Source organism: Streptomyces sp. NPDC005202 (genome assembly GCF_040608235.1).
Taxonomy (GTDB): domain Bacteria; phylum Actinomycetota; class Actinomycetes; order Streptomycetales; family Streptomycetaceae; genus Streptomyces.
In genome coordinates, this window is record NZ_JBEXHW010000003.1 from 170,243 (window position 1) to 190,188 (window position 19,946).

At 70.8% G+C, this 19,946-nt stretch carries 19 protein-coding genes and 2 pseudogenes; 8 read left to right on the forward strand and 13 right to left on the reverse strand.

Features of this window, described 5'->3' with window-relative positions; genetic code table 11:
• The first annotated feature begins 249 nt into the window (after positions 1–249).
• On the forward strand, positions 250–1,599 hold the full coding sequence (locus ABZV31_RS07450) for a TerD family protein (protein ID WP_355890065.1): 1,350 nt from the start codon (positions 250–252) through the stop codon (positions 1,597–1,599).
• A gap of 4 nt (positions 1,600–1,603) precedes the next feature.
• Here the strand turns inward: ABZV31_RS07450 and ABZV31_RS07455 are convergent, their stop codons facing one another.
• Positions 1,604–2,785, reverse strand: a complete 1,182-nt coding sequence (locus ABZV31_RS07455; RefSeq protein WP_355889441.1) for a glycosyltransferase — start codon at positions 2,783–2,785, stop codon at positions 1,604–1,606.
• A gap of 57 nt (positions 2,786–2,842) precedes the next feature.
• Here ABZV31_RS07455 and ABZV31_RS07460 point away from each other — a divergent pair, with 57 nt between their 5' ends.
• Both ABZV31_RS07460 and ABZV31_RS07465 read left to right on the forward strand, forming a co-directional pair.
• Positions 2,843–3,628, forward strand: a complete 786-nt coding sequence (locus ABZV31_RS07460; protein WP_355889444.1) for an aspartate/glutamate racemase family protein — start codon at positions 2,843–2,845, stop codon at positions 3,626–3,628.
• 105 nt (positions 3,629–3,733) lie between these two features.
• Positions 3,734–4,276 carry a hypothetical protein gene (locus ABZV31_RS07465; RefSeq protein ID WP_355889447.1) on the forward strand — a complete coding sequence of 181 codons (543 nt, stop codon included), beginning with the start codon at positions 3,734–3,736 and terminating at the stop codon, positions 4,274–4,276.
• 272 nt (positions 4,277–4,548) lie between these two features.
• On the opposite strand, the gene ABZV31_RS07470 is transcribed toward ABZV31_RS07465, so the two are convergent.
• A complete protein-coding gene (locus ABZV31_RS07470) occupies positions 4,549–5,610 on the reverse strand; it encodes an O-antigen ligase family protein (protein ID WP_355889449.1) in 1,062 nt (353 codons plus the stop codon).
• Between the two features lie 253 nt (positions 5,611–5,863).
• On the opposite strand from ABZV31_RS07470, the gene lnt reads away from it, so the two are divergent.
• From lnt to ABZV31_RS07490, 4 genes are all read left to right on the forward strand, one after another.
• A complete protein-coding gene (lnt, locus tag ABZV31_RS07475; protein ID WP_355889452.1) occupies positions 5,864–7,474 on the forward strand; it encodes an apolipoprotein N-acyltransferase in 1,611 nt (536 codons plus the stop codon).
• A gap of 69 nt (positions 7,475–7,543) precedes the next feature.
• Complete coding sequence (locus ABZV31_RS07480) at positions 7,544–8,023, forward strand: NUDIX domain-containing protein (protein WP_355889455.1); 480 nt, start codon at positions 7,544–7,546, stop codon at positions 8,021–8,023.
• Between the two features lie 54 nt (positions 8,024–8,077).
• Positions 8,078–8,878, forward strand: coding sequence for a 3-hydroxybutyrate dehydrogenase (locus ABZV31_RS07485; RefSeq protein WP_355889458.1), 801 nt, complete (start codon positions 8,078–8,080; stop codon positions 8,876–8,878).
• A gap of 76 nt (positions 8,879–8,954) precedes the next feature.
• The gene (locus ABZV31_RS07490; protein ID WP_355889461.1) at positions 8,955–10,964 is read left to right on the forward strand and encodes a GAF domain-containing protein; all 2,010 of its coding nucleotides are present in this window, start codon (positions 8,955–8,957) and stop codon (positions 10,962–10,964) included.
• A 45-nt stretch (positions 10,965–11,009) separates the two neighbouring features.
• On the opposite strand, the gene ABZV31_RS07495 is transcribed toward ABZV31_RS07490, so the two are convergent.
• The 11 genes and pseudogenes from ABZV31_RS07495 to ABZV31_RS07545 form a co-directional block, all read right to left on the reverse strand.
• Positions 11,010–12,401: an MFS transporter gene (locus ABZV31_RS07495; RefSeq protein ID WP_355889464.1), complete on the reverse strand. Its 1,392-nt coding sequence runs from the start codon at positions 12,399–12,401 to the stop codon at positions 11,010–11,012.
• A gap of 639 nt (positions 12,402–13,040) precedes the next feature.
• Positions 13,041–13,757 (reverse strand): aromatic amino acid ammonia-lyase, encoded by a 717-nt coding sequence (locus tag ABZV31_RS07500; RefSeq protein ID WP_355889467.1) that lies wholly within the window; start codon positions 13,755–13,757, stop codon positions 13,041–13,043.
• Positions 13,758–13,845: 88 nt separating this feature from the next.
• Positions 13,846–14,103: pseudogene (locus tag ABZV31_RS07505) on the reverse strand (aromatic amino acid lyase); the annotation flags it as partial.
• Entirely contained in the window at positions 14,007–14,471 is a 465-nt protein-coding gene (locus tag ABZV31_RS07510) for an aromatic amino acid lyase (RefSeq protein ID WP_355889470.1), read from the reverse strand. The gene ABZV31_RS07510 and the pseudogene ABZV31_RS07505, both read right to left, overlap by 97 nt.
• A gap of 107 nt (positions 14,472–14,578) precedes the next feature.
• Positions 14,579–14,759, reverse strand: a pseudogene (locus ABZV31_RS07515) (IS1380 family transposase); the annotation flags it as partial.
• A 126-nt stretch (positions 14,760–14,885) separates the two neighbouring features.
• Complete coding sequence (gene fmdA / locus ABZV31_RS07520; protein WP_355889473.1) at positions 14,886–16,133, reverse strand: formamidase; 1,248 nt, start codon at positions 16,131–16,133, stop codon at positions 14,886–14,888.
• Between the two features lie 41 nt (positions 16,134–16,174).
• A complete protein-coding gene (locus ABZV31_RS07525; protein ID WP_355889476.1) occupies positions 16,175–16,819 on the reverse strand; it encodes an AmiS/UreI family transporter in 645 nt (214 codons plus the stop codon).
• Between the two features lie 196 nt (positions 16,820–17,015).
• Complete coding sequence (locus tag ABZV31_RS07530; protein WP_355889479.1) at positions 17,016–17,294, reverse strand: FmdB family zinc ribbon protein; 279 nt, start codon at positions 17,292–17,294, stop codon at positions 17,016–17,018.
• A gap of 147 nt (positions 17,295–17,441) precedes the next feature.
• Positions 17,442–17,618: a CrcB family protein gene (locus ABZV31_RS07535; RefSeq protein ID WP_355889482.1), complete on the reverse strand. Its 177-nt coding sequence runs from the start codon at positions 17,616–17,618 to the stop codon at positions 17,442–17,444.
• A complete protein-coding gene (locus ABZV31_RS07540) occupies positions 17,615–17,809 on the reverse strand; it encodes a hypothetical protein (protein ID WP_355889484.1) in 195 nt (64 codons plus the stop codon). Before ABZV31_RS07540 ends, ABZV31_RS07535 begins: the two co-directional genes overlap by 4 nt.
• Positions 17,806–18,369 carry a CrcB family protein gene (locus ABZV31_RS07545; protein ID WP_355889487.1) on the reverse strand — a complete coding sequence of 188 codons (564 nt, stop codon included), beginning with the start codon at positions 18,367–18,369 and terminating at the stop codon, positions 17,806–17,808. Before ABZV31_RS07545 ends, ABZV31_RS07540 begins: the two co-directional genes overlap by 4 nt.
• Before the next feature lie 198 nt (positions 18,370–18,567).
• On the opposite strand from ABZV31_RS07545, the gene ABZV31_RS07550 reads away from it, so the two are divergent.
• Positions 18,568–19,731 carry an NAD-dependent formate dehydrogenase gene (locus ABZV31_RS07550; RefSeq protein ID WP_355889489.1) on the forward strand — a complete coding sequence of 388 codons (1,164 nt, stop codon included), beginning with the start codon at positions 18,568–18,570 and terminating at the stop codon, positions 19,729–19,731.
• The last annotated feature ends 215 nt before the right edge of the window (positions 19,732–19,946 follow it).

Here is a 19,946-nt window from a genome sequence, read left to right on the forward strand (position 1 = left end):
AGAGGGTTGTTTTCCGTGTCGGCGGTGACGTGGGATCCCCAATGCGAGCGAAGTTGGCAAAAAGGGGCACCGATCGGGGTTCAGATCGTGTAAAGGCCGAGTTCCCGGCGGGTTACCGGCGGTTGGCCAGACGTATTCCGGTGCTCCTCGGGGGAGTTCGCCGCCCCTGGGAATAGGTTGGCCGGGTAGAGAGCCGACGGACTGCCGGGAGATGGCCTGGCGCGACACGTGATGGGGGCGGACATGTCAATGCCGAAAGGCTCGAACGCGCCGGTGCCGACCACGGCCCTGCGCGTCGAATTGGGCTGGCGCTCCGGACCGGGCGTGCCCGACGCGGACGCCTCGGCGCTGCTTCTGATGCGGGGAAAGGTCCGCTCCGACGGGGACTTCGTCTTCTACAACCAGCCGGTGCACGCCTCCGGCGCGGTCCGGCACGAGGGCAAGCGGGACGTCGGTGGCCGGGTGACCGACACCCTCCTCGTCGATCTCGCGCGCGTGGAGCCCGCGATCGAGACCGTGGTGCTGGCCGCCTCGGCGGACGGCGGAACGTTCGGCCAGGTGCCGGACCTGTACATCGAGGTGCAGGACGCCGCCCGGGGCACGGTGGTCGCCCGCTTCGACAGCACCGGCGCGAGCGTCGAGACCGCGTTCGTGCTGGGCGAGTTCTACCGCCGTCAGGGCGCCTGGAAGTTCCGTGCCGTCGGCCAGGGGTACGGCAGCGGGCTGGAAGGCCTGGCCACGGACTTCGGCATCACCGTGGACGAGCCGCAGCACGCGGCACCGCCACCTGCACCGACGGCGGCCTCCACCGCGGCCCCGGTCACGGCGCCTCCGCCGGTCGGGCCGCCCGTGCCGATGCCCGCGCCGGTCGGACAGCCTGCGCCTCCGCCGCCGGCCGCGCCCCCGGTCACCATGCCCCCGCCCACTATGCCGCCGCCGGCGGCGCCACCCGCGCCCCCGGTCCGTCTCACCAAGGTGACCCTCACCAAGGCGGCCCCGTCGGTGTCGCTGACCAAGCAGGGCGGCACCTCCGGCGCCATGCGCGTGAACCTCAACTGGCAGGTGCGCAAGCAGTTCTCCGGCTGGGGCAGCAAGCGCGGCCGTGCCGTCGCGACGCACGCGGACCTCGACCTCGACCTGTGCGCCCTCTACGAGTTGTCGGACGGGCGCAAGGGAGTCGTCCAGGCCCTCGGCAACGCCTTCGGCTCGCTGCACCACCCCCCGTACATCCACCTCGACGGCGACGACCGCACCGGTGCGGTGGCCAGCGGCGAGAACCTCACCATCAACCTCGACCACAAGCACGACTTCCGGCGCATCCTCGTCTTCGTGACCATCTACGAAGGCGCCCGCTCCTTCGCCGATCTGCACGCCACGGTCACCCTCCAGCCGCAGCACGGCGCCCCGATCGACTTCTCCCTCGACGAGTGCACGGTCCCCTCGACGGTGTGCGCGCTCGCCCTGATCACCAACACCGGGAGCGACCTCGTCGTCCAGCGGGAGGCCCGCTATCTGGTGCCCGAGCGCGGGGTGAGTCCGCAGCGGACGATCGACCACGCCTACGGATGGGGCATGAACTGGACCCCCGGCCGCAAGTGAGGGGTCAGCCCTCGTCGGCCGCGGTGTCCGGGCGTGCGTAGGTGCGGCCCTTCCAGGCCGCACCCCTGCCCCGGTAGTGCTGCACCGCCGAGTCGCACGTCATCAGCAGGTACAGGAACGCGGTGAACGGCAGCAGGGGAGCGAGCCACAGCGGCTGGCGGTAGTAGTGGAGCATCGGGACGTACGTCGCCGTCATCACCAGCCACGCGAGGCCACCGGTGAGCGCGGCCGTCGCGCCTCCCGCCGTCAGGCCCGCGACCAGGGCCACGGGCGGCGCCAGGTACACGAGCGCCAGTCCGGCGACCGTGCCGATCAGCAGCAGCGGGTTGTGGCGCAGTTGCGCGTACGCGCTGCGCGAGACCATCCGCCACAGGTCGTGCAGCCGCGGGTAGGCGCGGACGCTGTCCACCCGCTCGGCCAGCCCCAGCCAGACGTGGCCTCCGCCGCCCTTGACGGCCCGCGCGAGCGCCACGTCGTCGATGACGGCGTGCCGGATGGCGTCCGGGATCCGCGCCCGCTCGGCGGCCTCGGTGCGCAGCAGGACGCAGCCGCCCGCGGCGGCCGCCGTCCGCGCGCCCCTGCGGCCGATCCAGCGGAAGGGATACAGCTGCGCGAAGAAGTAGACGAAGGCCGGCACGACGAGGCGTTCCCACAGGCTCTCCACCCGCAGCCGGGCCATCTGCGAGACGACGTCGAAGCCGCCGGTGCGCGTCGCCGCCACCAGGTGGCGCAGGCTGTCCGGGGCGTGGGCGATGTCCGCGTCCGTCAGCAGCAGGTACTCGGGGGCACGCGCGCGTGCCAGGCCGATGCCGTGGCGCACGGCCCACAGCTTGCCCGTCCAGCCCGCGGGTGGCTCGCCCGGCGAGTCCACGGTCAGCGGCAGTCCGCCGTGCCGCCTCGCCAGCTCCCGGGCCAGTTCCCCGGTGCCGTCGGAGCTGCCGTCGTCGACCAGGAAGACCTCCGCCCGCCCGGGATAGTCCTGGGCGAGCAGCGAGGGCAGACTCTCGGGCAGGACGGCGGCCTCGTCCCGCGCGGGGACGACGACGCACACCGAGGGCCAGTCGTCGGGGTCCGGATCATTGCGGGGTGGCAGCCTGACGTCCGTACGCCAGAAGAAGCCCTGGCCGAGCAGCAGCCACAGCCAGGCGGCGAGTGATCCGGCGGCGGTCCACACGATGGCGCTCACCCGCGCAGTCTGCCCCACCGCGGCGGTGCGTTCGGGCCCATCGTCTATCGTGACCGGGTGAAGATCGCGCTCATGGACTCCGGAATCGGCCTCCTCCCTGCCGCTGCCGCGGTACGCCGTCTGCGGCCCGACGCGGATCTCGTCCTTTCGTGGGACCCCGACGGGATGCCCTGGGGGCCGCGCACTCCGGAGGACATCACGGAGCGGGCCCTGGCCGTGGCCGAGGCCGCTGCCGCGCACGATCCCGATGTCCTGATCGTCGCCTGCAACACCGCATCCGTGCACTCCCTGCCCGTGATGCGCGCCCGGTTCGAACCGGACCTGCCGGTCATCGGCACCGTTCCGGCGATCAAGCCCGCTGCTGCGGGAGGCGGACCGGTTGCGATCTGGGCGACGCCCGCCACCACCGGGAGCCCGTATCAGCGCGGTCTGATCAACCAGTTCGCACAGGGCGTGACCGTCACCGAGGTGCCGTGCCCCGGGCTCGCGGACGCCGTGCACCACGCGGACGAGCCGGCCATCGACGCCGCAATCGCCGCGGCCGCTGCGCTCACCCCCGACGATGTAACGACCGTCGTCCTGGGCTGCACCAATTACGAACTGGTCGCCGAGCGCATCCGGGCGGCCGTCCAGAAGCCCGGTCTCCCGCCGCTCATCCTGCACGGCTCCGCCGGGGCGGTGGCCGCCCAGGCCCTGCGCAGGATCGGCGCGGAACCCGCCCCGGAGGCCGTCGCCGACCCCACGCTCACGGTGCTGCTCAGCGGACGGGAGGCAGAGCTGCCCGAGACCGCGCTCACCTACGAGGAGGGCCGCCTCCTGCAGGCGGTCACCCCCGCCCGCTGACGCACGGTCACGAACCGGACGCACTCGGTCCGCCCTGCCTCCGCCCGGCCCAGTCACCCTGGGCACGCGTTACCCGCGCAGCGAATCCTGAGTAACCTCATGGGTATGAGGGACGACCCCCGCAGCGAGGACAGCCCGCACCCCGAGGTCTGGACGGGACGCGCCACGAACCGGATCCAGTGGCTGCTGGCGCTCGTCGGCGCCGCCTGCCTGGCGCTGGGCATCGAGCTGGCCGTCGACTCCGCCTGGACCTCCGGCATCGCCCCGTTGGTGATGTCCGTGGTGGGCTGCATCGCGGCCGGGCTGCTGGTCCTCTTCGGCACCCTTGCCTTCGTGCACGTCGCGCTCAAGGTCGACAAGGAGTCCCTCGAGGTGCGCTGCGGCCACATCGGCCTGCCGCGCCGCCGCATCCCTCTCTCCCACGTCGCGGGCGCCGAGTTCGAACCCCACGTCACGCCGCGCCACTGGGGCGGCTGGGGCTACCGGTGGCGGCCCGAGAAGGGCACCGCGGTCGTCGTACGTTGCGGTGAAGGCATCGTGCTGCGCCTGTGGGACGGCCACACGTTCACGATCACCATCGACAACGCCGAGGCGGCGGCACGCGTGATCAGGGACCGCCTGCGGCCGCCGACACCGGGCCCGGCCTGATCATCACCCCGACTATCCCCGGCGATCCCCGGAGATCCCCGACTATCCCCGGCGATCCCCGGAGATCCTCGACTATCCCCGGCGATCCCCGGCGGTCCCCGGCGGTCCCCGGCGGTCCCCGGCGGTCCCCGGCGGTCCCCGGCGGTCCCCGGCGATCCCCGGCGGACGCCGAAGCAGCCGTACGAGCCATGCGGGACGGGTGGCGGCCCGCCGTCCGGCGCGGCCCGTCGTGCACGGCGTCGGCCTCGAGCTCCGCTGACGACCCGGCACCCTCACGGCCTCAGCCGATCCCGCCGCGGCCGTGCCTCCACCGCCGTCGGCCCGGCCTCCTCGGCCAGCGGGCGCGCCGTCGCCATCCCCGCCAGCAGGCCCGTTCCCACCGACACCGCGGTGAAGCTCAGCGCGTCGCCGACCGCGGCGATCGCCGCCAGCGCCGTCAGCGCCGCGCCCGCGGTGAGCGCCACCGGCGTGGGCCGCGGAGTGCGCCACAGCGCGTACAGCACCCAGCAGTACGGCGCCGCCAGCAGCACCACGCCGACCAGCCCCTGCTCGGCCGCCTGCTGCAACAGTGCTGAGTGCGGCTTGCCGTCGGGCTGCAGCGACTGCGCGGCGGTCGGGCTGAACTCCCCGAAGCGGCCCGGCCCCACGCCCAGGCCGGCGTCCCGGTGGGCGAGGTGCAGGGCGTCCTGCCACAGCTGGACGCGGTGCCGTGTCAGCTGCCCCTCCAGGGAGACGGCGAGCCCGTCGGGCAGGGCGTGCGCGGCGACCGCCCAGCTCGCCGCGGTCACCCCGGCCGCGGCCAGGGCCAGGCCCGCGAGGCACGGGCCGCGGTGGCGCATCCGCCCGGCGGCGAGCGAGCACAGCAGCACCGCGGCACAGCAGACGAACCCGGTGGTGGACCCGAGCGCGGCCGCGGTCACCGCGATCGCGAGGGCCAGCGCGCGCAGTGCGAGCCGCAGGGCGGGGGCGGACGCGGCCCAGGCGGCGCAGCAGGCGGCACCCGCGGACAGGGTCAGCACGGCGGCGGTGGCACCGGCGTGCCCCAGCGGCGCGGCGAACTGCGGTCCCGGGGCCAGCCCCGGTACGGCCATCGTCAGACCCACGCCGACCAGTGCCCCGGCGCAGGGCGCGGCGACCGGCAGCAGGGCTGCGCAGATACGGCCCGAGGCGTACCCGGCGGCCACGGCCAGCACCGCGAGCAGCACGCCCTCGGGGCGGCCGTCGTGCAGCGCACCGGTGATCAGTGACCAGGTGGCGCAGGCACCGAGCACCACGACGCCCGCCGCGTCAGAAACGTTTCGTCTTTCGGCGTCCGCCCCGTCCGCAGCCGTCATCCCCGTGGACCGCACCCCTCGCCCCCCGAACGCCGGTCGCCCCCGACCCGTGAACGGACCCCGGCCGCCCGGCCGCGCGCCCGGCCGCGACCGGCCGTACGACTGGGGCTCCGGCACACCGTAACGGCTGATGACCGGTTTGTGGACGTCTTGCGCAGGAACGATGCGGTCCTGGGGGAGCAGGCTGCTGCGCGCCGCCCTGCGTTGCGGGACGCGCTGTCGGCCTCAAGGTCATGCGCCGTACACTCCCGGGGTGACCGTCACCGCAACTTCCCTCGACGAGTCGGACCGGCTGCGACCGCAGACCGCGCCCGCGCCCTGGGGCGCGAAGCTCGTACGGCTCGTCCCCGCCGCCGCCGCGGCCCTGTCCGGCGTGCTCCTCTACGTCAGCTTCCCGCCGCGCACCCTGTCGTGGCTGGCCCTGCCGGCCTTCGCGGTCTTCGGCTGGGTGCTGCGCGGCCGCGGCTGGAAGGCGGCCCTCGGCCTCGGCTACCTCTTCGGCCTGGGCTTCCTGCTGCCGCTGCTGGTGTGGACCGGCGTGGAGGTCGGCTCCGGCCCGTGGCTGGCCCTCGTCGCGGTGGAGGCGGTCTTCGTCGCGCTGGTCGGCGCGGGCATCTCCGCGGTGTCCAAGCTGCCGGCCTGGCCGGTGTGGGCGGCGGCCGTGTGGATCGCCAGTGAGGCGGCACGCGCGCGCGTGCCGTTCCGCGGCTTCCCCTGGGGAAAGATCGCCTTCGGGCAGGCGGACGGCGTGTTCCTGCCGCTGGCCGCGGTGGGCGGCACCCCGGTACTCAGCTTCGCCGTCGTCCTGTGCGGCTTCGGCCTGTACGAGGTCGTGCGCCTGGCCGTGGAGGGGCGGCGCACCCGCGCCGTACAGCGGTCGGCCGCGGCCGCGGCCCTGCTGAGCGTGGCCGTCCCGGTGGTGGGCGCCGTGGCCGCCCGGCCGCTGGTGAGCGACAAGGCCGAGGACGGCACCGCGACCGTCGCGGTCATCCAGGGCAACGTGCCTCGCTCCGGGCTGGAGTTCAACGCCCAGCGGCGGGCCGTCCTCGACTACCACGCGCGCGAGACGGAGCGACTGGCGGAGCAGGTGAAGGCGGGCAAGGTCGCCAGGCCCGACTTCGTGCTCTGGCCGGAGAACTCCTCCGACATCGACCCGTTCGCCAATGCCGACGCGCGCGCCGTCATTGACGGTGCCGCCAAGGCGATCGGGGTGCCGATGTCCGTCGGCGGTGTCGTGGAGCGGCACGGCAAGCTGTTCAACGAGCAGATCCTGTGGGACCCGGTCAAGGGGCCGGTACAGATGTACGACAAGCGGCAGGTCCAGCCGTTCGGCGAGTACCTGCCGCTGCGCCCGCTGCTCGGGGCGATCAACAAGAACTGGACGTCGATGGTCCGCCAGGACTTCAGCCGCGGCAGCAAGCCGGGCGTGTTCACCGTCGACGGCGCCAAGGTCGGCCTGGCCACCTGCTACGAGGCCGCCTTCGACTGGGCCGTGCGCGACACGGTCACCGACGGTGCGCAGATGATCTCCGTGCCGAGCAACAACGCCACCTTCGACCGCAGCGAGATGACCTACCAGCAGCTCGCCATGTCCCGCATCCGTGCGGTCGAGCACAGCCGGACCGTCACGGTCCCGGTGACCAGCGGCGTCAGCGCGATCATCATGCCCAACGGGAAGATCACGCAGAAGACCGGCATGTTCGTGCCGGGCTTCCTGGTCCAGAAGGTGCCGCTGCGCTCCTCCGAGACGCCCGCCACCCGGCTGGGCATCGTGCCGGAGATCGCCCTGGTGCTGGTCGCCGCGGGCGGGCTCGGCTGGGCGATCGGGGCCAGCGTGCGCGGGCGGCGCGCCGGCGAGGCGTAGCCGTACGACGCCTGCCGTACGCCTCTGGAAGGCGCATGGCCAACGGGACCGGCCCGTTAGGGTCGGTCCATGCCTACTCCTGACTTCATCCGCGAGATCCGGGCCACCGTCGGCCATCAGTTGCTGTGGCTTCCCGGCGTCAGCGCCGTCGTCTTCGACGACGCGGGCAGGATCCTGCTGGGGCAGCGCGCGGACAACCACAAGTGGACCGTGATCTCGGGCATCCCCGAGCCGGGGGAGCAGCCCGCGGACTGCGCCGTGCGGGAGGTGTACGAGGAGACGGCCGTGCGGTGCCTCGCAGAGCGCGTCGTCCTGGTCAGGTCGGGGAAGCAGGTCACTTACCCCAACGGTGACATGTGCCAGTTCATGGACATCACCTTCCGCTGCCGGGCCGTCGGCGGCGAAGCGCGGGTCAACGACGACGAATCCCTGCAGGTCGGCTGGTTCCAGCTGGACGCGCTGCCCAGGATGGACGAAGGCCAGCAGTTCCGGATCAAGCAGGCCCTGTCCGGTGAACCCACATGGTTCGAGACCACGAGTTCTGAATGAAGTATGGGGTGTGGCCACATGTGGTCCGGTAGGAGCGCTGCTTAGGGTCGGAACATGACCTCGCCCAGCGCCCTCCCGGGCCCCCACGCCCCCTCGCTCGACCTCGGCGGCCGCACCGCCCTCGTCACCGGCGCCGCCGGCGGCATCGGGCGCGCCTGCGCGCTGCGCCTGGCCGCCGCCGGGGCCAAGGTCCGGGCCGTCGACCGGGACGCCGCGGGCCTGGACGCGCTCGCCGAGCAGTCCGGCGGCCTCGCGGGCGCCGTCGAGCCGCACGTCCTCGACCTCACCGACCTGGACGCCGCCGAGCAGGCGGCCGCCGCCACCGACGTGCTCGTCAACAACGCCGGACTGCAACTGGTGCGGCCCATCGAGGAGTTCCCGCCCGACGTCTTCCACACCGTGCTGACCGTGATGCTGGAGGCGCCCTTCCGGCTGATCCGTGGCGCGCTGCCCCACATGTACGGGCAGGGATGGGGCCGGATCGTCAACATCTCCTCCGTGCACGGCCTGCGCGCCTCGGCCTACAAGTCGGCGTACGTGGCGGCCAAACACGGCCTGGAAGGACTGTCCAAGACGACCGCCCTCGAAGGCGCGCCCCACGGTGTCACCTCCAACTGCGTGAACCCTGCCTACGTGCGCACCCCCCTGGTGCAGAAACAGCTCACCGACCAGGCACGGGCGCACGGCATCCCCGAGGAGCGCGTGCTGTCCGAGGTGCTCCTGCAGGACAGCGCCGTCAAACGGCTGATCGAACCCGAGGAGGTCGCGGAGGCCGTGGCGTATCTGTGCAGCCCGCAGGCGTCCTTCGTCACCGGCACCTCGCTGGTGTTGGACGGCGGCTGGACCGCGCACTGACCGACCCGGTGCCCGCTCGCCTCCGAGTTGTCCACAGGGCTCACCGGACGGCCGGGCGATGGGGAATCCTGTGAGCATGTCCAGTGATCACGTGCAGTCCGCCGGGCGTCCCGCCGCCGGTGCCGGGGCGCCGACCGGCAGCGCCGACGCGCCGACCACCCGGGACGGGGCGCCGACCGCCGACGCCGACGTGCCGGACGGCAGTGCGGAGGCGCCTTTCCTCGAGCTGCTGGCTCGGGGTGCGCCCGCCGACGCGTACGAACAGCCGGTGCTGCTCGCCCGCGCCGAGGGCCGCCCGACCGGCCGGATCGCCGCGCTCGAACACGCCAAATTCCTCGCGCTGCGCGTGCGCGCGGAGCTGGAGGGCCGCCGCCGGCGCGAGGCGGAGCTGTCCGCCCTGTTCGAGACCGCCCACGACCTGGCGGGCCTGCGGGACCTGGACTCGGTGCTGCAGGCCATCGTGCAGCGTGCCCGTTCGCTGCTCGGCACGGACGTCGCCTACCTCACCCTGAACGACCCGGCCCGGGGCGACACGTACATGCGCGTCACCGAGGGCTCGGTCGCGGCCCGCTTCCAGCAGCTGCGCCTGGGCATGGGGGAGGGACTCGGCGGTCTGGTCGCCCAGACGGCCCGCCCCTACGTCACCGACGACTACTTCAAAGACCCCCGCTTCCAGCACACCGGCACCATCGACACGGGCGTACGGGACGAGGGCCTGGTCGCCATCCTCGGCGTGCCCCTGATGCTGGGTCCCCACGTCATCGGCGTGCTGTTCGCGGCGGACCGGCGGGCCCGGGTCTTCGAACGGGAGCAGATCGCACTGCTCGGCTCCTTCGCGGCCTTCGCCGCGGCCGCCATCGACAGCGCCAACCTGCTGACCGAGACCCGCTCGGCCCTCGCCGACCTGGAGCGGGCGAACGAGATCATCCGCGACCGCAGCGCCGTGATCGAGCGTGCCTCGGACGTCCACGACCGGCTCGCCGAACTCGTCCTGCGCGGCGGTGGGGTGCACGACGTGGCCGCCGCGGTCTCCCAGGTCCTCGACGGCACGGTCGAGTTCACGGAGGCCGGTGCCGCACCCGCCGACGCCCTGGAGGCGTCCCGGGCCGAGGGGCACGCGGTGCGGCACGGGGACGACTGGATCGCCCCGGTCGCCGCAGGCGGCGAACTCCTCGGCGCTCTCGTGCTGCACGGCCACCCCGGCCTCGACCCCGTCGACCAGCGCACGCTGGAACGCGCCGCCATGGTCACCTCGCTGCTGCTGCTCGCCAGACGGTCGGCCGCCGAGGCCGAGCAGCGCGTCCGCGGTGAGCTGCTGGACGACCTGCTGGACGCCCGCGACCGCGACCCGCGCCTGCTGCGCGAGCGCGCCTGGCGGCTGCGCGCCGACCTCGACGCCACCCAGGTCGTCCTCGCCGCGCGCCTCGACGCCCCGGCCGCCGACGCCGACCAGGAGGCCGCCGCCCGCCGCCGCCTGTGGTCCGCGGCCTCCCACCTGGCCGCCACCCGGCACGGGCTCGCGGCAGCCCGCGACGGCGGCACGGTCCTGCTGCTGCCCCTCGACCGCGGTGACACCGCCACGGAGCTGGCCCGCCGCACCGCCCGCCACCTCGGCACCGCCGTGCACGAGGCGGTCACCGTCGGCGCCTCCGCCCCCGTCGAGGACCTCGCCGCCCATCCCGACACCGTGGCCGCCGCCTACGCGGAGGCGCGACGCTGCCTCGAGGCCCTGCGGCTGCTCGGCCGCACCGGCGACGGCGCCGCCGCCGAGGACTTCGGCTTCCTCGGACTGCTCCTCGCGGGCGACCGGGACGTCGCCGGCTTCGTCGACCGCACCATAGGCCGGGTCGTCGCCTACGACGAGCGGCGCGGCACGGATCTGGTGCGCACCCTGGAGGCGTACTTCGCCTGCGGTATGAGTCCGGCCCGTACGAAGGACGAGCTGCACGTCCACGTGAACACCGTCGCCCAGCGGCTGGAGCGCGTAGGCCGCCTGCTCGGCGACGACTGGCAGACCCCGGCCCGCGCCCTGGAGATCCAACTCGCGCTGCGCCTGCACCGCTTGTCGTCGCCGACGCAGCGCTGACCCCCGTACGCACGGGCGCACGGGGGTCGGGCTCGAGGACGGGAGTCAGGCGGTGCGGGCGTCCGCGGCCGGGGCCGCCGCCGGCTCGGGGTCACCGGAGGCCTCGACCGCTGCGAGGTCGCGGTGGCGTGTCTCCTTGGCCGCGCCCACGGCGATCAGCGTCAGGACGGCCGCCGCGATCACGTACAGGGCGATCGGGGTGGAGCTGTTGTAGTCGGACAGCAGGGCGGTGGCGATCAGCGGGGCGGGCGCGCCCGCGGCGACCGAGGCGAACTGCGCGCCGATGGAGGCGCCGGAGTAGCGCATCCGGGTCGCGAACATCTCGGAGAAGAAGGCGGCCTGCGGGGCGTACATGGCGCCGTGCAGGATCAGACCCACGGTCACCGCGAGGACGAGGTTCCCGAAGCCGCCGGTGTCGATGAGCGAGAAGAACGGGAACATCCACAGGCCGACGCCGGCCGCGCCCAGCAGATAGACGGGACGGCGCCCGATCCGGTCCGACAGGGCACCCCACGCCGGGATCACCGCGAAGTGCACGGCGGAGCCGATCAGCACGGCGTTGAGCGCGGTCTGCTTGGAGACGCCGGCGGAGGTGGTGGCGTAGACGAGGATGAAAGCGGTGATGACGTAGTAGCTGATGTTCTCGGCCATACGGGCCCCCATCGCCACGAGCACGTCGCGCCAGTGATATCGCAGCACCGAGACGAGCGGCAGCTTCTCGGCCCCGGCTTCGGCCGCCCGTGCCGCCTTTCGGGCCTCGGCCTGCGCCAACGCCTGCTGGAACACCGGCGATTCATCGACAGACAGACGAATCCACAAACCGACGATCACCAGCACACCGGAGAGCAGGAACGGAATCCGCCACCCCCAGTTGCCGAAGGCATCGTCGGAGAGCACGGCGGTCAGCAGGGACAGCACGCCGGTGGCGAGCAACTGCCCCGCGGGCGCGCCGGTCTGCGGCCAGGAGGCCCAGAACCCGCGCCGCCGCGCGTCCCCGTGCTCGGACACCAGCAGCACGGCCCCGCCCCACTCGCCGCCGAGTGCGAAGCCCTGGACGAGGCGCAGCGTGGTGAGCAGAACGGGAGCGGCGGCGCCGACGGTCGCATGCGTGGGCAGCAGCCCGATCGCGAACGTCGCCCCACCCATCATCAACAGGCTCAGCACCAGCAGCTTCTTGCGCCCCAGCCGGTCGCCGTAATGCCCGAACACCAGAGCGCCCAGCGGCCGGGCCGCGAAACCGACCGCGTACGTCAGGAACGACAGCAGCGTCCCCACCAGCGGATCGGAGTCCGGAAAGAACAGCTTGTTGAAAACGAGCGCGGCGGCCGAGCCGTAGAGGAAGAAGTCGTACCACTCGATGGTGGTGCCGATGAGACTGGCGGCGACGATGCGGGGGAGGCTGGACGGGGCTGGTGGAGCGCTTGCGGGCGACGACATCGGCACCACTTCCTGGCATTTCGACGGGAACGTTTGCGTGTCGCCACACCGTAGGAACGTGCAGGTCAGAGGCGTATATGTTGGGACACCATAGTTCTGGGCGTGGGAGTGCGTGCGCCCACCATGGAGCCGCCGCCGGGGCCTCGGCGACGGCCACAATGAGGCCGCGAAGGGCGCTGTCCGAGTTGCGTTGTTCGGGCATGATTTGCAGGCGCCGTGCTGACTCCCGTGCTGGTTTGGTGCTGACTAAAAGCCCACGTCATCACCCGTTCTCACCCCTCCCGTGCTGACTTGGTGCTGACTACGCAGCGTAAACTCCGACATGAGCCGCAGATCGGGCGTCGCAGTGCTGGGGGGCCTGCGGGGCGCGTAGTTCCCGGCCCGCGGTGTACGTGCGCGGGTGTTGTAGACGCGGCTGCCCTGCCCTGGCGAGTGTCGTGATGGGGGTCGGCGTGTCAGTGGCCGTCGAGCGCCTGCCGTCATGAAGCCGAGCGACTTCTTCACGAAGGAGCAGGACCCAGCGTGGCCAATGAACGGTGACCCGTGGTGCTTTTGGATGGAACGCTTTGATATCGGGTTAGTCGTAGGGCTTCGAAACCGGCCGCCCGAGGGCGACCGACCTTGACGTGGCTCAGTGCCTCACCAGGCTCGTGCACACCGAACTCGAGGAGTACGGCACAAGCGGAGCAGTGCGACTTCGCGGACCAGGCCGTTGACGGTGCGCGCCTCACGGGCCGAGATGGTGCCCATGCTGACGATGTCCTGGTTGTGCGCCTCCGTGGACCGTGAGAACACGGAGACCGGCCGGGTCTGTTTGAGGGCTTCGGCGGTGACCGCCGAGGCCGCGATCTGCATCCCCTTGAACCCGTGGTGCAGCCCGGCCTCGGGATCGTCCGCAGGCCTCGCGGCGATCAAATTGGGCGGCAGCCCCTCGTTGAACTTCTCGTCCACGATGAGCGCGAGCTGCCGGTCGAGCAGGTTGGCCAGGCCGGCCACCGCGGTCTTCAGGCTGTCCATGGCCTGTCCGACGTGGCCCGCGTAGAAGTTGCCGCCGAGGTGGAGCCCGGAGCCGTCGGCGTCGAACAGGGGATTGTCGGTGGCGGAGTTGATCTCGGTGGCGAGCCAGCCGTCCGCCCACGCGAGCGTGTCCCGGACGATGCCGATGATCTGCGGGGCGCAGCGCACCGAGTACCTGTCCTGGATCCTCTCGGTGAGCTGGAGGTAACTCCGCCCCGCCAGCCTCTCCCGGCGCACCAGGATGTCCTCGAAGGACGTGGCGAGTCGTGAGCCGGCCAGCAGGGCCCGGACGACCTCCGCGGACCGCACCTGGCCCTGGTGCGGCTTGTTGGCGTGCACGAAGGGGTGCAACGCGGACGCGCTGCCGCGGCAGCGCCTCGATCGTCATGGCCGTGGCGAGTTCGGCGACGAACGTCAGCTCCCGCGCGTCCCAGGCGGCGAGCACCGCGTACGCGGCGGCGAAGGAGGTTCCGTTGATTAGTGCGATGCCCTCCTTGGGCGCGAGCCGTAGGGGCTCGATGCCCTCCTCGCGCAGGGCGTCGACCGCCGGACGCACGGTGCCCCGGTGCAGGACCTGGCCTTCGCCGATCAGCGCCGCGGCCAGATAGCACAGCGGTACGAGATCACCGCTGGCGCCGCCGAACCGCGTTCGGGGATCAACGGCAGGATGTCCCGCCTCAGACATTCCAGCAGGGTCGACACCACCTGCGGGCGGACCGCCGAGACGCCCTTCGCCAGCGCGTTGGCTCTGATGATCATGGTTGCCCGGGCGACCGCCGGTGCGGCCGCGGGCCCCACGCCGTTGAGGTGGTAGAGCACGAGGTTGCGGGGGAGTAGGGCGCGCCGTGCGCGGTCGAGGAGAACGTTGACTGCAGTGCTGCCCTCCCTCCTACAACGACGCCCGCACGCCGCTGCGCCGGCCGCAGCCGCCCGAGTGCGTGGCTCGGCAGTGGAGCAGGTTGTGGTGGCAGAGGTGCGGCAGTTGCGCTGGTTGCGGGGGGTGCCGGTCTTGACGAGGGTGAGGATGCCGGGGATGCAGCGCGTGCGGGACATGAGAACTCCACAGGTCGCGATCGGCGGGCCGTCGCAGGGCTTCGTGACGTAGTCCAGGGCTTGTTGCAGCCAGTCGTCGCTGGTTTGGTCCCACTCGGCGTCGGTGAGCGGGCGGCTGCGTGCAGCAGCCGGTAGCGCTCGGCGGAGGCCAACTCGCCCTCCAGCAGCAGGGCCTGGGTCCAGGTGAGCAGATCGATGGCGGTCAGGGCCGGCTCCAGCCAGGCCGCGTTGAGCGCGAAGTGGCGGGAGGGGGAAGCGGCCGAAGCCGGTGGTCTTGCCGCAGCGGACGGGTGATCACCATCAAGGGAGACGCTCGGTGGGAGGTCTGTTTCTCGGCAAGGAGGCCGACGCCAGGATGGCAAGCGCTGCATCGTACGGCCCCGCAGCACGCACTGCGGGGCCGTCGTTGTCCGGTCAGGTGCTCAACGCGCACTGGCCGCGTTCGGCCTTCATCGGGCCGGCGGCGGTGGGCCGGACGTCGAAATCGAATATGGCGGTGGGTACGTACAGGGAGCAGCATGCGTTCGGGATGTCTACGATGCCGCTGATACGTCCCTCGATGGGTGCGGAGCCGAGCAGCAGGTAGGCCTGCTCTCCGCTGTAGCCGAACTTCTTGAAGTACTCGACGGCGTTGAGGCAGGCCCGGCGGTAGGCCAGCGTCGCGTCCAGGTAGTAGTTCGTGTCCGTGTCGTGGTCGACGGAGATCCCGATGAAGGTGACGAACTCCGAGTACCTCGGCTCGACGTTGCCCGGAAGGAACACGGGGTTGGTGGAGATGCCGTACATCTCCATGCCGCCCTTGATCAGGTCGACGCGGAAGTCGATGAAGCCGCCCATCTCGATGGCCCCGCAGAAGGTGATCTCTCCGTCACCCTGGCTGAAGTGCAGGTCTCCTCCGGAGAGCTTGGCGTCCTTCACGTGTACGGGGCAGAAGACCCTCGATCCCCGGGTGAAGTTCTTGATGTCCTGGTTGCCTCCGTTCTCGCGGGCCGGCACCGTGCGTGCGCCTTCTTCACCGATGCGTCGTGCGAGGTCTCCGGTGGCCGTGCCGGCGAGCGCGTTGGTGCCGTCGGGCGGTACGGCGAGTGGGGGGACCCGGTTCGGGTCGGTGTCGATCAGCGCCTTCTCGCGGGCGTTCCAGCGGGCGAGCATCTCGGCGGACGGAGCGGTTCCGAACAGCCCGGGGTGGGTGATTCCGGTGAAGCGGATCCCGGGAAGGTGGCGGGAGACGGCCTGCTGTCCGTGGAAGTCCCAGATCGCCTTGTAGGCGTCCGGGAAGTAGTCGGTCAGGAAGCCGCCGCCGTTGGCCTTGGCGAAGATACCGGTGTAGCCCCAGCCTTGGCCCGCTGCGTCCCCGGTCTGCTGCGGCACGGGGCCGAGATCGAGAATGTCGACGACGAGCAGGTCACCGGGTTCGGCGCCCTCCACGCCGATCGGGCCGCTGAGCATGTGAGGAATGGTCAGGTCGATGTCGCGTACGTCGTTGGCGGAGTCGTTGTTGCCGACCTGGCAGTCGGTCCAGTCACGGCACTCCATGCGAAACTCGGCTCCTGGCCTCACCATGGCGACGGTAGGGACGTCCGGGTGCCACCGGTTGTGTCCGGGAACAGCCTGGTCACGCATCGACTTGCTGTGGTCCACACTGAAGAGAACTTCGGGCATGACAGCTCCTTATTTCCGAATTTCCGATATTTCCGGTCCGGTCACGTTGGTGCCCCCACGCTTCCGGCTGCCGGGGCGGCTCGGGCCGCGGCCGCCCGCGACGATTTCCGGGTGAGTGGCCACAGCGCCACGAACACCACCACGCCGAAGACCGCCAGTGCGATGGCGATCTCGGTGGGGTGCTTCCAGTAGCCGGAGAGCAGCAGCCCAGCGGGAATCACGCCGGTGACCCAGCCTTCGATCGCCGTGACCCAGCCCGTATAGATCCTGAGGCCGTCCATCTTGAGACCGAGCAGCAGGAAGAACAGGAACCACAGGAACCCCCAGTAGAGCCAGATGACCCCGAAGGGGTAGTCCTTGAAGAGCCGGAAGTTGACGAACGAGTACCCCAGGGCGGCGATTGCCACAAACAGCGAGTAATAGCCGACGCCGGTGCTGTCGAGACCGGCGAGCAGGTTGATACCTACGTAGAGGTAGGTGAAGCCGAACAGGTAGATGCCGGACGCCGCCAGGATCTTCTTGGGGTCGTTGTCTGCGGTGAAGATGAGGTAAGTCGGTGTCAGTACCTGCAGTGCGCCCACGAAAAGGTTGAGCACCGCTGCTGCCCGGGCATCGACCTTCTCGAGGAGCAGCAAGCCGTTCATGAAGAGCACTGCACCGACAAAGAGCAGTCCCACGTTGCCCACGGGGACGCACCTCCTAAGTCCGCGTGGGTGGGGCGGAATCGCGTCGTGCCCGGGCCGCCGATGAGCTGCCGAGGATACGGGCCCGGCTCCCGGCCAGCGTCACGTCGTTCCGCATTCCGTGCGCCGCTACGGGAACGACGTCCGTCTTCCGACGTCGAAACCCGCATGACACGTTCTGACTTGTCGACCACCACCCTCAGGGACGCGGCAGCCGCGAGAGCGCGGGGTGCGGCTGCCGTCGCACCCTGCTGTGTGGCGGCACGCCGGACACCACTGCCGGGGCCTCACGGGCCCGCTCCTCCTGGTTATGGAGGGCGGCGACCGCGTTCGAGGTCCGCGAGAGGCCGGGCGAGGAGTAGACACGTCTCGCAGCGCCTGCGCAAACAGGGCAACTGTAGGATTCGGGCGCAGTTCCGATTGCCAACTTCACATCGAAGGGCCCACAGCTGCTGCATACATATTCGTAGGTTGCCATCAGCTGCCTCCGGATGCCGGTGGACGCTAGCCAACCCGAACGCGTGCCGCACGCTCCGATGAGCACCCGCCACAACGCCTTTCCTACTTCAAGGAGACGTCTCGTAAATCCAGGTGTCAAGTCGAGGACGGCTGGGCCCGGCCTTTCTCAGAACGACCCAATGGCGAGCCCCGCCGCTGCTGCCAACAGACCCACCGTGAGGCTCGACGCGCCGTGCAGCACGGATTTTTCGCCCTGTCCTTTCTCGCGCAGGTGGACCAACTCGTAACTGAATGTGGAGAACGTCGTATAGGCGCTGCAGAAACCGACGCCGACAATTGTCACGACCCGCTCCGGCAGCCCGTTGCGTGCGCCGAGGCCACCAGAAGCCCCAGCACGAACGAGTCGGTGATGTTGATCAGCCAGGTGCCGCGCGGGAACACGCCTGGGCTTCGGTACTGCACGTGCCGGTCGAGTACGTAGCGCGCAACCGCCCCGACCGCGACCGCCGCACCGAGGGCGAGCAGGATGATCACCGGACCCACCAACCGTACCGGCGGCGGCCACGCCGATCGGCGAGCCGTACCCGCCGGGCCAGCGCCATCCTGCCGATGACCAGGCCCAAACCGGTGGCGGCCAGGCCGGCGAACAGACTGCCGAAGACGTTGGACGCCGCAGCTGCGTAGTGGCCGTGACGCACAAGGCGATCGGTGTCGACCATCCAGGTCGAGAAGGTGGTGAAGGAGCATGAAGGAGCACAGAAACCCGACGGCGGCGAACGGCCGCACTTACCGGGTCGGCGGCCAGAGTCGAGCACGTACACGAGCAGCAGCGCCGGCAGGAACGCACCGGCATTGATGACGAACGTCGTCAACGGAAACGCCGCCTCGGGCCGGGGAAAGGCGAGTCCCAATGCGTAACGGGCCGACCCGCCGAGAAGGCCACCGAGCGCGATCGCCGCCAGGACGCCCCGGCGCAGACGCGAGTGGAACGGCTCGCGCGACGGTGCGGACTCGCCTCCCGCTTGGGATTCGGCACCGGAGATGTATGCGGGCTCCTGGGATTCTCTCTCGGGCCCTGATTCGTCTGCCCGCATCAGAAGCCTCCGTACACACCGAGTGCCCGAACTGCTGCCGCGGGCCTCGTCGAAATATCCGCATCCCTATCCACTGGCCCACCTGCCCATTAACCCTGGGGATTGCAGCGCCGACGCATGCTCGACTAAAATTTAAGATTTGAGATCATCGGTGCCCGATCGGTTGCCGGAGCAGGGTCTCACCGACGGAGGATGGCCATGGCAAAGATCCTTGCGGTGCTTTATCCCGACCCCGTGGGCGGTTATCCTCCGGAGTACGCCCGGGACGAGATTCCGACCATCACCGGCTATCCGGGCGGTCAGACCGCGCCGACCCCGCAAGCCATAGATTTCACCCCGGGGGAGCTTCTCGGCTGCGTCTCGGGAGAACTGGGACTGCGCCGGTTCCTGGAGGGCCGGGGCGACACCTTTGTCGTCACCAGCGACAAGGAAGGGCCGAACTCCACCCTGGACCGTGAGCTGCCCGACGCCGACGTGGTGATCTCGCAGCCCTTCTGGCCCGCTTATCTGACCCACGAGCGGATCGCCGCGGCTCCCCAGCTCAGACTCGCGATCACCGCGGGGATCGGGTCGGACCACGTCGACCTGCCGAGCGCCATCGCCCATGGCATGACGGTGGCGGAGGTGACCTACAGCAACAGCATCAGCGTGTCCGAGCACGCCGTCATGCAGATCCTCACCCTGGTGCACAACTTCCTGCCCGCCCACGAGTGGGTGACCACCAAGATGGGCTGGAACATCGCGGACAGCGTCTCGCGCGCCTATGACCTCGAAGGCATGGACGTCGGCGTCCTCGGCTCCGGCCGTATCGGCCAGGCGGTACTGCGCCGCCTCAAGCCGTTCGACGTCCACCTGCACTACTACGACGTGCACCGGCTGCCCAAGGAGGTCGAGGAGGAACTGGAGCTGACCTGGCATCCCGACGCGCGTTCGCTGGCCTCCTCGGTCGACGTGCTGTCGATCCACACTCCGCTGCATCCGCAGACGCAGAACCTCTTCGACGACGAGCTGATCGGGGCCATGAAGCGCGGTTCGTACATCGTCAACACCGCACGCGCCCTCATCGTCGACCGGGACGCCGTGGTGCGGGCCCTCAACAGCGGCCAACTGGCCGGTTACGCGGGTGACGTCTGGTATCCGCAGCCGCCGCCGCCCGACCATCCGTGGCGCACCATGCCGTACGAGGCGATGACGCCGCACGTGTCCGGTTCGACCCTCTCGGCGCAGGCCCGCTACGCGGCCGGTACCCGGGAAATCCTGGAGTGCTGGCTCGACGGGCGCCCCATCCGCCCGGAGTACCTGATCGTCGACGGCGGCGGGCTCGCCGGGGCGGGAGCGCGCTCCTACACGGTCGCCGGATAACGAATAACACCCGGTGGACATGAAATCGGCAGAAGATTCATTGAAGATCCAGCAGAAGATCACTACGTGAGTTTCAATTGATCTTCCTGTATGTCATGCCCACTGCGAGTCCATGCCTGATGTGGTTCGGCTCACTCCGAAGATGCTGGACGGGCGCGACTGAGACCTTTAGTGTCCATAAATAGATAATTTTTCGTTATGCGGAGGCACCGGCG